At 54.8% G+C, this 13,388-nt stretch carries 19 protein-coding genes; 17 read left to right on the top strand and 2 right to left on the bottom strand.

All coding sequences use genetic code 11. The features are described 5' to 3' along the window. Nucleotides 1–190: 190 nt before the first annotated feature. Both IAE50_RS14990 and IAE50_RS14995 read left to right on the top strand, forming a co-directional pair. Nucleotides 191–1,177: a DGQHR domain-containing protein gene (locus tag IAE50_RS14990; protein ID WP_200580609.1), complete on the top strand. Its 987-nt coding sequence runs from the start codon at nucleotides 191–193 to the stop codon at nucleotides 1,175–1,177. After that, complete coding sequence (locus IAE50_RS14995; protein ID WP_200580610.1) at nucleotides 1,174–2,145, top strand: hypothetical protein; 972 nt, start codon at nucleotides 1,174–1,176, stop codon at nucleotides 2,143–2,145. The genes IAE50_RS14990 and IAE50_RS14995 overlap by 4 nt, the downstream gene beginning before the upstream one ends. A 41-nt stretch (nucleotides 2,146–2,186) precedes the next feature. On the opposite strand, the gene IAE50_RS15000 is transcribed toward IAE50_RS14995, so the two are convergent. Together IAE50_RS15000 and IAE50_RS15005 are read right to left on the bottom strand one after the other, a co-directional pair. Next, nucleotides 2,187–3,209 (bottom strand): phage portal protein, encoded by a 1,023-nt coding sequence (locus tag IAE50_RS15000; RefSeq protein ID WP_200580611.1) that lies wholly within the window; start codon nucleotides 3,207–3,209, stop codon nucleotides 2,187–2,189. Beyond that, entirely contained in the window at nucleotides 3,209–4,978 is a 1,770-nt protein-coding gene (locus tag IAE50_RS15005; RefSeq protein ID WP_200580612.1) for a terminase ATPase subunit family protein, read from the bottom strand. Before IAE50_RS15005 ends, IAE50_RS15000 begins: the two co-directional genes overlap by 1 nt. Nucleotides 4,979–5,151: 173 nt before the next feature. Between IAE50_RS15005 and IAE50_RS15010 the strand changes: the two genes are divergently transcribed. The 15 genes from IAE50_RS15010 (at nucleotide 5,152) to IAE50_RS15075 (ending at nucleotide 13,385) form a co-directional block, all read left to right on the top strand. Then, entirely contained in the window at nucleotides 5,152–6,009 is an 858-nt protein-coding gene (locus IAE50_RS15010; RefSeq protein ID WP_200580613.1) for a GPO family capsid scaffolding protein, read from the top strand. Between the two features lie 29 nt (nucleotides 6,010–6,038). Continuing rightward, nucleotides 6,039–7,196 carry a phage major capsid protein, P2 family gene (locus IAE50_RS15015; protein ID WP_200580614.1) on the top strand — a complete coding sequence of 386 codons (1,158 nt, stop codon included), beginning with the start codon at nucleotides 6,039–6,041 and terminating at the stop codon, nucleotides 7,194–7,196. Between the two features lie 3 nt (nucleotides 7,197–7,199). After that, on the top strand, nucleotides 7,200–7,958 hold the full coding sequence (locus IAE50_RS15020) for a terminase endonuclease subunit (RefSeq protein ID WP_200580615.1): 759 nt from the start codon (nucleotides 7,200–7,202) through the stop codon (nucleotides 7,956–7,958). A 94-nt stretch (nucleotides 7,959–8,052) separates the two neighbouring features. Beyond that, nucleotides 8,053–8,556, top strand: a complete 504-nt coding sequence (locus IAE50_RS15025) for a head completion/stabilization protein (protein WP_200580616.1) — start codon at nucleotides 8,053–8,055, stop codon at nucleotides 8,554–8,556. Further along, complete coding sequence (locus IAE50_RS15030; RefSeq protein WP_042715534.1) at nucleotides 8,556–8,759, top strand: tail protein X; 204 nt, start codon at nucleotides 8,556–8,558, stop codon at nucleotides 8,757–8,759. Before IAE50_RS15025 ends, IAE50_RS15030 begins: the two co-directional genes overlap by 1 nt. A 2-nt stretch (nucleotides 8,760–8,761) precedes the next feature. Beyond that, nucleotides 8,762–8,983: an HP1 family phage holin gene (locus IAE50_RS15035; protein WP_234467195.1), complete on the top strand. Its 222-nt coding sequence runs from the start codon at nucleotides 8,762–8,764 to the stop codon at nucleotides 8,981–8,983. Continuing rightward, nucleotides 8,967–9,476 (top strand): lysozyme, encoded by a 510-nt coding sequence (locus tag IAE50_RS15040; protein ID WP_200580618.1) that lies wholly within the window; start codon nucleotides 8,967–8,969, stop codon nucleotides 9,474–9,476. The genes IAE50_RS15035 and IAE50_RS15040 overlap by 17 nt, the downstream gene beginning before the upstream one ends. Beyond that, entirely contained in the window at nucleotides 9,473–9,886 is a 414-nt protein-coding gene (gene lysB / locus IAE50_RS15045; protein WP_200580619.1) for an Rz-like lysis system protein LysB, read from the top strand. The genes IAE50_RS15040 and lysB overlap by 4 nt, the downstream gene beginning before the upstream one ends. Continuing rightward, nucleotides 9,786–10,031 carry an Rz1-like lysis system protein LysC gene (gene lysC, locus IAE50_RS26035; protein WP_234467196.1) on the top strand — a complete coding sequence of 82 codons (246 nt, stop codon included), beginning with the start codon at nucleotides 9,786–9,788 and terminating at the stop codon, nucleotides 10,029–10,031. The genes lysB and lysC overlap by 101 nt, the downstream gene beginning before the upstream one ends. After that, nucleotides 9,994–10,461: a phage tail protein gene (locus IAE50_RS15050; protein ID WP_042715542.1), complete on the top strand. Its 468-nt coding sequence runs from the start codon at nucleotides 9,994–9,996 to the stop codon at nucleotides 10,459–10,461. The genes lysC and IAE50_RS15050 overlap by 38 nt, the downstream gene beginning before the upstream one ends. Next, nucleotides 10,454–10,903 carry a phage virion morphogenesis protein gene (locus tag IAE50_RS15055; protein ID WP_200580620.1) on the top strand — a complete coding sequence of 150 codons (450 nt, stop codon included), beginning with the start codon at nucleotides 10,454–10,456 and terminating at the stop codon, nucleotides 10,901–10,903. Before IAE50_RS15050 ends, IAE50_RS15055 begins: the two co-directional genes overlap by 8 nt. Nucleotides 10,904–10,970: 67 nt before the next feature. Next, nucleotides 10,971–11,606, top strand: a complete 636-nt coding sequence (locus IAE50_RS15060) for a phage baseplate assembly protein V (RefSeq protein ID WP_200580621.1) — start codon at nucleotides 10,971–10,973, stop codon at nucleotides 11,604–11,606. Continuing rightward, nucleotides 11,603–11,950 carry a GPW/gp25 family protein gene (locus IAE50_RS15065; RefSeq protein ID WP_133294983.1) on the top strand — a complete coding sequence of 116 codons (348 nt, stop codon included), beginning with the start codon at nucleotides 11,603–11,605 and terminating at the stop codon, nucleotides 11,948–11,950. Before IAE50_RS15060 ends, IAE50_RS15065 begins: the two co-directional genes overlap by 4 nt. 3 nt (nucleotides 11,951–11,953) lie before the next feature. Then, complete coding sequence (locus IAE50_RS15070; RefSeq protein WP_200580622.1) at nucleotides 11,954–12,862, top strand: baseplate assembly protein; 909 nt, start codon at nucleotides 11,954–11,956, stop codon at nucleotides 12,860–12,862. After that, the gene (locus IAE50_RS15075) at nucleotides 12,855–13,385 is read left to right on the top strand and encodes a phage tail protein I (RefSeq protein WP_042715552.1); all 531 of its coding nucleotides are present in this window, start codon (nucleotides 12,855–12,857) and stop codon (nucleotides 13,383–13,385) included. The genes IAE50_RS15070 and IAE50_RS15075 overlap by 8 nt, the downstream gene beginning before the upstream one ends. Nucleotides 13,386–13,388: the final 3 nt, after the last annotated feature.

Raw genomic sequence — 13,388 nt, forward strand, 5'->3', positions numbered from 1 at the left:
TTTTTGAGCATGGGCAGCGCCAGCGCTGGCAAGGATCTGGTGACCCAATGCAACTGCATGAGAACCGACACGTGAAGCGGGCAGGCGAGGCGGGGAAAGCACTGCGCGCTAATGATTTTCACAACTTGTTTTTATCTAGTAAATCGATTAACAATGTTGAATATCGAAATCCCTAAAACTAGGAAAGGTTATGGCAGAACGAGAATACTTTAGCGCCTCTTTGGTAACACAAGGCCAGCATAAATTTTATACACTTACTTTACCAATTGATGTTGTTGCCGCATGTTGCTCAACGAATCCAAGGGATCAGGACCCTGTCTCAGGTTTTCAGCGCTCTTTAGATGAAAAAAGAGCATTAAGTATTGCTGAATATATTCGTAAAGGTCATGTTATTCCTTCAAGCATCATTCTTTCTGCTCAATCAAAAGCAGGCTTTGAATATGTTAGTAAAAATAAAACACTTGGTTTCAATGTTGATGTTACGTCTTTCTTGATCATTGATGGTCAGCATCGCGTTTATGGTTTCCGCAAGTTAAGTGAAATGGGCTTGGATGAAATAAAACTCCGAGTTCCTGTTGTTATTTTTACTGATCTCACACCGATTCAAGAAGCGAAAATATTTATTGATGTCAATACGCTTCAAAAGCCAGTCCCAAAAGAGTTACTACTTGACATTAAAAAGTTGGCTGCTACTGAAACCAGCGAAGAAGCACTGCTTGATGTAATTTTCACATTATTCGAACAACAAAATGACAGCTGTCTAAAAAACAAGCTTTCACGCTTTGAAAAACAACGGTCGAAATTATCTAAAGTGACATTCTACGAGGCATTCAAGCCTTTGATCAAAACTTTTAATATCGACAACCCAGAAAAGCTTTACGAAATAATCAATGCTTATTTATATGCCGCAAAAGATTTGATGCAACACTACTCATTGGATTTTAATGTCATCATAACCAAGCCCACATCTTTCAAAATATTAATTGGACATAGCAAAGCGATAATTACAGTTATTTCTGATAGTGCGCCAGAAAAACTCACACTAATTAGTGAGCACAAGCGTTACTTAAATAGAAGTATTGATAATAACGCTGAAAGCATATTAAATAGCAGGACAACGGGTAAATCCATTGAAATGCTTGACAAAAAACTATTGAAACTTAATTTAACTATATGAGCAACAATGATAAATTGCTTCGCTTATTTTCCTTTTCAGCAAGAGAATTAGTAGCTGGCGCACGGAAAAAAAGTGTGACTAAATTTAGCGAAAATTTAGATAATCTTGACTTCATAGTTAAGGATTTTTCTCCTGCGTCTGAGAAAATCAAGCCGACTGCAACCACTTCAGCCCAGCCAGCAAGGCCACAATTGATTGATTTGCTAATGTTGGATGATGTTAAATTCGGGAAGTATATTTCAGGTGAAGCGCATAAATTTTTTCTAGCCGCTATGATTTCACTTGAAAGATCTCGGCAATCTCAGCAGCATAACTTGGCATGGCAAGTAGTCGAGCATTATTATGCCGCTTATTATTCTGTTCATTATCTTATGAGAATAGCTGGGTTTAGCCTGACCAATATTGACGAAAAAGCATTAAGAAAAATAAAACTCTCATCTGTGGTTAATACTGATTCAATACGTTCTGGCTTGTCTACCTTAGAGTTCTCACAAGATTGTAAAGAAATTACGATTATAAAAAAAGCGGAGAAAGGTGGAGGTTCCCACAAGGACGCATGGGCAATTTGGATAAAAATAGTTAAAGCACTCATTGGCGAGTGTAGTAAAGACACGGTAGAGTATTCAGCATTGGAAATTGAATTAATATCACATGGAAAATTCATTGCCGTCAATGATGCAAAGTTTAATCCAGCAGAAATTAGAGGTGAGGTTAACTATCAATTTAAAGGTGATGCATGGTGCTTTGAAGAAAAAACAAATTCAAAATTAAACTTAATCACTAAGGAAATTTTATCTGACGATTATAACCTAACAACTTCTGATGATAAGATCATCAAACTAATAAATAACAATAAATTCATTATAAATTTGGCAAGGATTTTTTTTGAGTATTCTTTGCGTAATTACAAACAAGGGATTTGTCGTAGCATACAAAATCAATACAAAGATAAAATACCTACAATTTAACTCAAAAAAATGGCGCGTAATGGTCGCGCCATTTATATTCACTAATCAAGATTGTAATCGCTGAATTTTATTACTTCAACTCCAAGAAAGTTGTTCAATTCTTTAAAGCGGTTTTGTAATGGAGCTAACTCATTACGGACAAAAACTTTTGCAACCTTTTCAACATCTCCGATCGAGCCCGCATTCTCAGGCTTGCCACCCATTAGCTGAAACGGGATGCGGTGGGCATCGAGCAGGTCGGCCGCACTGACCTTCTTAATGTTAAAAAAATCGTCTTTTGTGGCGACCTCACTCAACGGCACAATTTTAATGCCGTCGGCCTTTCCGTTCGGCGCGTAGAAAAAAAGGTTTTTGAAATTGCCGAGCCCTTTCGAATCGCGCATTGCCTTGCGCAGTGCTTCAACGTCAGTACTGCTTTGCGCCGCGTCGGTGACGTACATGATGTAGCCAGCGTGCGCCCCGTTCTGGTAATACTTGCGGCGAAACAACGTTGCGCTCTCGTTCAGCCACGCCGAGTTAAGTGCGCTCAGGTATTCGGGCATTCCGTAAAGCTCCTGGTTAATGTCTGGCTCCAAAAGATGAAACACCGAACCGGGCGCAAACTGGTGTGGCTTTGTGAAATTCTGAATATACCAGTAAGTATCGTCTTTTACCCCACGTCGCGTGTATTTGGCCGGTGAGGTTTGAAGATTTAGAATTTTCCCTGAAACACTGAAGTGTTTCTCTATAAATGCATTACCAAAAACGAGAAAATCTAACACAAACCTACTGAAATCTTGTTGTGAAAGTAAGGGATGAGGAATAAACGTTGAGGCTAAGATATTACGCTTTACGTAAATCGGCGAGCTGTGGTGAACGGCGGCGCGCATGCTTTTCGCCAGTCCGGAGAAGCTGACCGGCGGCTCGTACCACTGACCGTTATCGATGCACTCCACGTAATCCAGAATGTCGCGCTTATCCAGCACCGGCACCGGCTCGCCGAAGGTAAATGCCTCCATACTCTGCGCAGGTGCGGCGGTCTGCTGGCGCGGTTTCGGTGTGTATTTCTTTTTATTTTTGCTCATCAGTTGAAGTCCAGAATGGAGGATGACGGCTGGCCGGTTGCGGCGGTCAGCGGTTCGTTAATCAGTACGTGCATGGTTGCCCAGGCTAAATCCGCGTGGCTGGCTTCCTCGGTGCGGCTGGCCTCGTAGGTGGCGCTGCGCCCGCTGCTGGTCATGGTTTTGCGAATCGACATAAACGACTGCGTGATGTCGGTTGCGCTGACGTCATACTCCAGGCAACCGCGCGTGATGGTGTCTTTTGCCTTGAGCACCATGGCGGTTTTCATTTCCGGGGTGTAGCGGATATCGCGCGCCGCCGGGTAGAACGAGCGCACAAGCTGGAACACGCCCTGACCGAGCCCGGTCGAGTCGATGCCGATGTATTCCACGTTATATTTCTGCGTCAGGGCGCGGATGGACTCGGCCTGGGTGGCAAAGTCCATGCCTTTCCACTGATGGCGCTCCAGTATGCGGAACTTGCCCCCGGCAACCACCGGCGGCGCGATAACCACGCACCCGGCGCTGTCGCCCCGGTGCGACGGGTCGTAACCAATCCACACCACGCGATGCCCGAATGGCCGGTCAGCAAACGGCGTGTAGTCCTCCCATTCCTCCATGCTGTCGACCATGCAGCGTTGCAGCTCCTCGAACGGGAATACCGACGCCTTGTCATCGACAAACTCGCACATAAAGAGGTTGCGGAAGTCGTCCGCGCTGTTTTCGCGGCGCAGCGTGTCCAGGTCAAACAGGGTACAGCCCCCGGCGAGTGCGTCCTCGATGGTGACAATCTGCCGCCACTGACCGTCGGCGCATGCCACACCTCGCGCGAGTGCGGCGTGGCTGATATCAATCTCGACCCGCTCGCTGGCGCTGGCGCGCCCGCGGTTAAACAGGTCGCCTGACCAGAACGGGTAAGCACCGTGACCGAGTGAGGACGGGGTCGAAAAATAGGTCGTGCGCAGGTGTTTTTGTGAGGCCATGCCCGAGGCAACTTTGCGTAATTTCTGGAAGTTGGGGATCCAGAAAATCTCGTCGACATACAGGTCGCCGTTATGGCTCTGCGCGGTATTGCTGTTAGTGCCGAGGAATAACAGCTCTGCGCCGTTGTTGCCGATGACAATCGGGTCGCCGCTCAGGTCAACATCAACCAGCCTCGCAAACGCGATGATGTATTTACGGAACACATACGCCTGTGTTTTCGATGCCGATAAAAATATCTGGTTCTGGCCGGTGGTAAGCGCGCGCAGCAGCGCCTCGCGGGCAAAATAAAATGTCGCGCCAATCTGGCGGGATTTCAGGATATGGCGAATACGGTGCTCAAGCCCCGCCCTGTGCCAGTTGAGCTGATACTCAAATGACTGGTCGAAAAAAATCTCCTGTAATTTCCCGATCGCCTCCTCGCTGAAATAGTTCTTTTTCGGCTTCTTACGCTCGCCCTTGTTGCGGTTCGCCACGTTTGGATTGAGATCCGCCTCGTTGCCGGTCTGGCCGTAACGGTTGATGCGGGCGAGGCGCTCCAGCTGGCGCGCGAGAAAATCAGCAACCTTGAAATCATGCGCGGTCAGCTCGGGCTTGGCGTAAAGCTGAATCAGGCGCGCCTCAAGCGTGTTCCCCACCCGGTCCAGCGGGGCGGTCTCGTCCCATCCGTCGCGCTGTTTCCAGCTCTGCACCGTCGGGCGTTTGGTCTGCAACATCTCCGCGATTTGCGGCACGGAAAACCCCTGCCAGTAAAGCAGCGCGGCCTGCCGTCGCGGGTCGTTCAGGAGAGTGGTGTCGGTGGTTATGGTCATGCGTGCCTCGCCGTAATCAGTACAGGGTAAGGCTACTGAAGCGCGGGCAGCGATTCGCTAAGGGGCTGATGTGCAGGCGGCAAGCCATCTGTGACTGATGGCGAACCAGCGGACGAGCCGGGAAACTACCCCCCGACAAAACGCAATCCTTCACACAATCAGGACTCCTGACGATGGCAAAAAAAGTATCAAAATTCTTTCGTATCGGCGTAGAGGGCGACACCTGCGACGGGCGTGTAATCAGCGCGACGGATATTCAGGAAATGGCCGATTCATTCGACCCGCGCGTTTACGGTTGCCGCATCAACCTTGAGCATCTGCGCGGGCTTCTGCCGGATGGCGCGCTTGCCCGTTACGGCGATGTGATCGAGCTGAAAGCAGAGACAATCGAGGACGACTCCGCGCTTAACGGCAAACTGGCGCTGTTTGGCAAAATCGCGCCGCTCGACACCCTGGTCGATATGGTGGCGAAAGGCCAGAAGGTTTACACCTCCATGGAAATTCAGCCGAACTTTGCCAACAGCGGCAAGTGCTATCTGGTCGGTCTGGCCGTCACTGATGACCCGGCAAGCCTCGGCACGGAGTATCTGGAGTTCTGCAGCAAGGCGAAACATAACCCGCTACAGCGATTCAAGATGAACCCGGAGAATCTCTTCTCTGTCGCCTCCCTTGCCGAACTGGAGTTTGAGGACGTGCCCGACACCCTCCTTAACAAACTGACCGACTCGGTTAAATCCATTTTCAGCCGCAAACAGACCAGCGACGACGCGCGTTTCAGCGACGTGCATGAAGCGGTAACCACCATCGCCGAGCGTGTGCAGACCAGCACCGACAGCGCTGAGACGCGCTTTTCATCTCTCGAAAGCGAAATCGCCACGCTGAATCAGCGCCTGACTGACCAGGCAACCACTACCGGCGCGAAGCTCAGTGCGATCACCGCCACCCTGGACAAAACACCGGACGGGACGCAGCCGCGCCGCACGCTCAGCACCGGCGGCGAAGGGGCATCCGTCACCCTGACCGACTGCTAATCCGACCAATTTCATAACAGGAAAATACCATGCGCAAAGAGACACGTTTCAAGTTTAATCAGTACCTGACCCGCCTTGCCGAGATCAACGGCATCGGGGTTGAAGACCTGAATAAAAAATTCAGCGTTGAGCCGTCAGTGACGCAGACGCTGTTTGAAAAAATCCAGCAGTCGTCCTCCTTTCTGCAACAGATCAACATGGTGGTGGTGCGCGAGCTGACCGAGGAGAAAGTCGGCATTGATGTTAACGGCACCATTGCCAGCACCGCTGACACCGACAACGGTGTGAAGCGCCAGACCGCCGATTTTTCGAAGATGGATGCCTATCGCTATTTCTGCAAGCCGGTGAACTTCGATTACCACCTGAAATATAACAAGCTTGATTTGTGGGCGCGCTTTCAGGACTTCCAGACCCGCATCCGCGACGCGATCGTCAAACGTCAGGCGCTGGACTACATCACCATCGGCTTTAACGGCGTAAGCCGTGCGGCAACCTCTGACCGCCAGAAGAATCCGCTTCTTCAGGATGTGGCGGTGGGCTGGTTGCAGAAATACCGCAACGACGCGCCCGAGCGCGTAATGCATAACGTTACAGATGAGGCCGGGAAAATCCTTGCTGAAAAAGTCACCGTGGGTAAAAAGGGATACTACAAAAATCTCGATGCGCTGGTTATGGATGCGCAAGAGTCACTGATTGCTGAAATCCACCGCGAAAACCCGGATATGGTCGTTATTTGTGGTCGCCGCATTCTGACCGACAAATATTTCCCGATGATCAACAAATTCCAGCCCAACAGCGAGCAGCTCGCCGGTGAGCTGATTATCGGCCAGAAGACTATCGGCCATTTGCAGGCGGTGCGCGCGCCGTTCTTCCCGGCTAACGCCATTCTGATCACCACGCTGGATAACCTCTCTATCTATCTGTATGAGGACGGACACCGCCGCCACCTCATCGAAAACCCGCAGCTCGACCAGGTGGAAAACTACGAGCAGGTTAAAGTCGATTTCGTTATCGAGGATTACGAAGCCGGGTGCCTGATCGAGAACATCGAAATCCTTGAGCCGGAAGAGAAAGAGACGCCGGAAGCGGACTCGACGATGGTGTTTGCGCAGGAACTGGCGAAAGCCATGAAAGCAATTGCATCCGGTGACGCCCCTGCCACCTCCTCTACCGGCGAAGGAGCGTAAACCATGTTGAGCCCCGCGCAGCGCCACATGATGCGGGTCTCGGCCATGAAGGCCGCGCAGCGGGATAACGCCCCGCTGCGTCATGCCACGCCTTACGAGCAGATGCTCGTCAAGCTGGCCGCAGACCGCAGAACGCTGAAAGAAATCCACTCGAAAGAGCTCAAGGCAGAGAAAAAACGCGACCTGCTGCCGTTTTATCTGCCGTGGGTAACTGCCGTACTGGAAAACGGCACCGGTGCGCAGGATGACATTCTGGTGACGGTGATGCTGTGGCGTCTCGATGCCGGTGATCTCCCCGGCGCGCTGGAAATCGCCCGCTACGCCCTGCGCTACAGCCTCTCGATGCCGGAGAAACACGCCCGCACCGTGCCTTACATGCTGGCCGAAGAGGTGGCGCTCGCTGCTCTGCGCGCCCGCGATGCGGGTCAGCCGGTGAGTGCGGCGATCCTGCTTGAGACCCTCAGTCTGACGGCGCAGTCGGATATGCCTGATGAGGTGCGTGCGCGCCTGCATAAAGTCACCGGCCTGACGCTGCGTGATGCGGGTCAGCTTAATGACGCGATGACCCATTTGCAGCGTGCCGTACAGCTCGACCGCAATGCCGGAGTGAGGAAAGACATTGAGCGCCTCACGCGGGAACTGAATCCGAAGCCCGCCGCCGCAAAGCCCGCGCCGAAAGCGCCCGCGAAAGCTGCACAAGCAAAAAAAACAACGACGCCGGTGAAGCGTGGGCGGGGTCGCCCGCGCAAGGTCACCGGTTAAAAGAATGCGCCCCGCGCCAGGGCGGCACGCCGGTCAATGAGGGATTTTCCCTTTCTGCGACCGGCGTCCACCGCCCACCCTTTCTGAGGTAGTCATGACGACGCTGATTATTAAAAACGATGTACCGCAGCCGGGCAGGACGGTTGTTATCCCGCCGAACGCGGACAGCGAGCCGGTGATTGAAAACACCTTTTTCTTTCCCGCCATCGACCCGAAGCGCGTGCGCGAACTGATGCGCCTTGAGCAGACCATTGCCCCGGCACGGCTGCGCAACGCCATCAAAACCGGCATCGCCGAGACCAACGCGGAGCTTTACGACTGGCGTGAAAACCAGATTAAGGCCGGGTTTGCCCGCCTCGCGGATGTGCCGTCGGACTCGCTAGACGGTGAAAGCGTGCGTGTTTTCCATTACGAGCGCGCCGTGTGTGCGATGGCAACCGCCACGCTGTACGAGCGTTATCGCGGTGTGGATGCGAGCGCCCGTGGTGACAAGAAAGCCGACAGCATCGACACCACGGTTGATGAGCTGTGGCGGGACATGCGCTGGTCAGTGGCACGCATCCAGGACAAACCCCGCTGCATCGTGGGGCAGATCTGATGAAAGCTATCGCGCACCAGGGCGACACGCTCGATGTTATCTGCGCCCGGTATTACGGGCGCACGGCGGGCATCGTCGAAACCGTCCTCGCGGTTAATCCGGGTCTGGCAGAACTCGGGGCGGTGCTGCCGCACGGCACACCCGTCGAGTTGCCGGACATTCACACTTCACCTGTCGCGGAGGCCGTCAACCTGTGGGACTGACTATGGAACGCTTTACCTCCTTTATCGCCTACTGGCTGAGTGCCGCACTGGCGGCGTTTGGCGCGGTCACCCCGCAGGATTTCGCGGCTTACGCCGGTGTGATCGGCGTGGCGCTGACGGTGGGCGTCAACTGGTATTACCGCCGGAAAAGTTATGCCCTTCTGGCTCAGCTCGGACAACGCCCCCTCAGCGGTAAGGAGATCGGTAATGTCATCAGTCGTTAAGCGTTGCAGTGTGGCCGCCGTGCTGTTACTGGCGGTACTGGTGCCGGATTTTCGTCTGCTTCACACCTCGCAGGACGGTCTCGCCCTGCTGGCTGACCTTGAGGGGTGTCGCCTGCGTCCCTACCAGTGCAGCGCCGGGGTGTGGACGTCAGGCATCGGACACACTGCCGGGGTCACGCCTGCGCGTGACATTACCGAACGGGAGGCGGCGACAAACCTTGTCGCGGATGTGCTCGGCACCGAGCGCCGTCTCGCGGTCTGTGCGCCGGTTGAGATGCCTCAGCACGTTTATGACGCCGTGGTCAGCTTTGCCTTTAACGTCGGCACCGGCGCGGCGTGCCGGTCAACACTGGTGTATTTCCTAAACGAGAAAAAATGGAAACAGGCATGTGACCAGCTCCCGCGCTGGGTCTATGTCAGGGGCGTGAAAATCACCGGGCTCGAAAACCGGCGACAGCGCGAGCGCGAATACTGCCTGAAGGGGGCGCAATGAAAACACTGATTATTTTGCTGGTTCTGGCTGTGACCGGGTTGCTGTGGATGCGCCAGGAAAACAACACGCTGCGCGGGTCGTTCGAGCGCGCAAACCGGGTTGCCGGTGAGCAAAAAAACACGATCGGGATGTTGAAAATTCAGCTCAGTGTCGCCCGTGACCGGGCGGACAAAAACGAACGTGCGCAGGTGGATTTGCGCCAGAAACTTGACGCTGCCAGCGTACGGGAAGCCCGCCGCGAGCAGACCATAACGAGGTTACTCAATGAAAATGATGCCTTTCGCCGCTGGTACAGCGCTGACCTGCCTGATGCTGTGCGCCGGTTGCACCACCGCGCCGCCTGCGCCAGTGCCGGTGACTGTTTACAACGCCTGCCCGAAAGTCAGCCTCTGCCCGATGCCGGGAAGTGATCCGCAGACCAACGGCGACTTAAGCGCTGACATACGCAACCTTGAGCGCGCGCTGGAAAACTGCGCGCTCCAGGTCGAAACCATCAAACACTGTCAGGACGATATTGATGCTGAAACCCGAGAGCCTGCGAAAAGCCCTGGCTGATGCCGTGCCGGTGCTGGCAACAAACCCGGAAATGCTGCGCCTGTATGTGGATGGCGGTAATATCGCCGCCACGCTGGCGAGCTCGTTATCCTTTGAAAAGCAGTACAGCCTGAATGTGGTGGTCACCGATTTTACCGGCGATTTTGACCTGATCCTCGTGCCGGTGCTGGCATGGCTGCGCGAGCATCAGCCGGATATTCTCAGCACCGACACCGGGCAGAAAAAGGGCTTTACCTTTGAGGCGGATATCAACAATGACAGCAGTTTCGATATCAGCATCAGCCTCTTAATGACCGAGCGCACGCTGGTCAGGGAGGTGGGCGCGGCGCTGCATGTGGAGAACATCCCCGAACCGCCGCCACCGGAGCCGGTGACGCGCCCGGTCGAGCTTTATGTGCACGGCGAGCTGGTGAGTAAGTGGGATGAGTGAATTTAAGCCGTTCGAGGAGAAGCTGAAAGGCCTGCTCGATGCGATGTCACCCGCCGCTCGTCGCCGTCTGGCTGTGGATATTGCGAAGAGGCTGCGCCAGAGTCAGCAGCAGCGCATTAAATCGCAGAAAGCGCCCGACGGCACCGCATATGCTCCGCGCAAACCCCAGCGAATCAGGGACAAGAAAGGTCGGGTTAAACGCGCGATGTTTGCGAAACTCCGCAATGCCCGTTACCTGAAAGCCAGCGGCGACGATAAATCTGCCGTGGTTGAATTCACCGGCAAAGTGAAGCGCATTGCCAGAGTTCACCAGTTAGGGCTAAAAGATAAACCAGAGCGCAACAGTGCCGAGGTTCAGTATCCGGCGCGCCCGTTGCTGGGCTTTTCTGATGAAGACACCACACTCGTCGAGAACATCATTATTGAGCATCTAGCCCTCTGAGCTGTGCCATTCCTGAGCTAACTGCCTCTGATTGCCGCCGGTTTACCCCGGCGGCATTCTCTGTCGTATGAACATACCAGCAAACATCAATGAACTTGCCCGCGCACTCCGCAACATGGTACGCACCGGCATTGTGGTCGAAACCGATCTCATTACCGGGCGCTGCCGTGTGCAGACCGGCGGCATTGTTACCGACTGGCTCCAGTGGCTGACGCAGCGCGCCGGTCTCGCCCGCACATGGTGGGCACCCTCCATCGGCGAGCAGGTGCTGATTCTGGCCGTGGGCGGCGAGCTCGATACCGCCTTTGTGCTGCCGGGCATTTTTTCCGACGGCAACCCCGCCCCGTCAGCCTCAGCAGATGCGTGGCATGTTGCGTTCCCCGATGGCGCGGTAATTGAGTACGAACCCAAAACCAGCGCCCTGACCGTCAGCGGCATCAAAACCGCCACGGTAACCGCCTCTGAATCCCTGACCGCGACGGTGCCTGTGGTGACCGTTAAAGCGTCCTCGCGCATCACGCTCGATACGCCGGAAGTGGTCTGCACCAGGAAGCTGATCACCGGCTCGCTGGAAGTGCAGCTGGGCGGCACCCTGCGCGGCAACATCGAGCACACCGGCGGCGCGCTCTCCTCTAACGGCAAGGTACTGCACACCCATAAACACCCCGGCGACAGCGGCGGAACAACCGGAGCGCCACTATGACCGCACGTTATACCGGTATGAGCCGCAGCACCGGCAGGGCGCTGACGGACGCGGAGCATATACGCCAGAGCCTCAGCGATATCCTGCGCACGCCCGTCGGATCGCGGGTGATGCGCCGTGATTACGGCTCGCTGTTGTCTTCCCTGATTGACCAGCCTCAGACCCCGGCGCTTGAGCTGCAAATCAAAGTGGCCTGTTATTTCGCCGTGCTGAAGTGGGAGCCGCGTATCACGCTAAGCGCGGTGACGACCGAGCGTTTGTTTGATGGCCGTATGGTGGTCAGCCTGACCGGCATGATTGCCAACACCGGCGAAAACCTTTCGTTAACTGTCCCTGTGAGCTAACCCATGCCGATTGTTGATTTAAGCCAGCTCCCCGCCCCGGATGTGGTCGAGGAGCTCGATTACGAAAACATTCTCTCTGAGCGTAAGGCGACGCTGGTTTCTCTGTTTCCGGCAGAGCAGCAGGAGGCGATCGCGCGCACGCTGGCGCTGGAGTCAGAGCCATTGACCAAATTTCTTGAGGAAAATGCTTACCGGGAAGTTATCTGGCGTCAGCGTGTTAACGAGGCCGCGCGCGCAACCATGCTCGCCTTCGCTGCCGGTAACGACCTTGATGTGATCGGGGCGAATTACAACGTCTCGCGTCTGGTGATCACCCCGGCAGATGAAGAGGCATTCCCGCCCGTGGCGGCGGTGCTGGAATCCGACAGCGATTTTCGTCTGCGCATCCAGCAGGCGCTCGAAGGGCTTAGCGTGGCCGGGTCTGTCGGCGCGTATGAGTTTCACGGGCGCAGCGCTGACGGGCGGGTCGCTGATATCTCTGTGACCAGCCCGCAACCGGCCTGTGTCACGGTCTCAGTGCTATCCCGCGAGGGCAACGGCGCGGCCTCTGAGGAACTCCTTGCCGTGGTGCGTAATGCACTCAACGACGAGGACGTCAGGCCGGTGGCTGACCGCGTGACGGTACAGTCGGCCAGCATTGTCGATTACCGGATTAACGCCACCCTTTATCTCTACCCTGGCCCCGAAAGTGAGCCGGTGCGCAGCGCCGCCGAAGCAAAGCTCGGCGCATACATCACCGCGCAGCACCGGCTCGGGCGCGATATCCGCAAATCCGCCATTTATGCCGCCCTGCACGTTGAGGGGGTGCAGCGGGTCGAGCTCGCCGCGCCGGTCGCTGACATTGTGCTCGACAGCACCCAGGCCTCTTACTGCACGGATTATCAGATTGTGATCGGGGGCTCTGATGAATGAGTCGCGCCTGTTGCCGGTGGGCTCGTCCCCGCTTGAGGTGGCGGCGGCGCGTGCCTGTGCCGATATCGAAAACACCCCGATACCGCTGCGCAGACTGTGGAATCCGGACACCTGCCCGGTGCAGCTCCTGCCGTGGCTGGCCTGGGCGTTTTCGGTCGACCGGTGGGATGAGAAGTGGCCGGAGGAAACGAAGCGCGATGTGATCCGCAGCGCGTATTTCATCCACTGCCACAAGGGCACCATCGGCGCGGTTCGTCGTGTCGTTGAGCCGCTCGGCTATGTCATCAACATTATCGAGTGGTGGGAAAACAACGAGCCGCCAGGCACATTCCGGCTTGATATTGGCGTCCTCGAAACCGGCATTTCGGAGGAAATGTATCAGGAGATGGAGCGGCTTATTGCCGATGCGAAACCGGCCAGCCGCCATCTTATCGGGCTCAATATTATTCAGGATGTTGCGGGATATCTCTTCGCCGGTGGGGCGGGTTACGACGGCGACATTATTACGGTTTATCCGGGTTAAGTG

The organism is Kosakonia sp. S42, assembly GCF_016624785.1.
Lineage (GTDB): Bacteria > Pseudomonadota > Gammaproteobacteria > Enterobacterales > Enterobacteriaceae > Kosakonia > Kosakonia cowanii.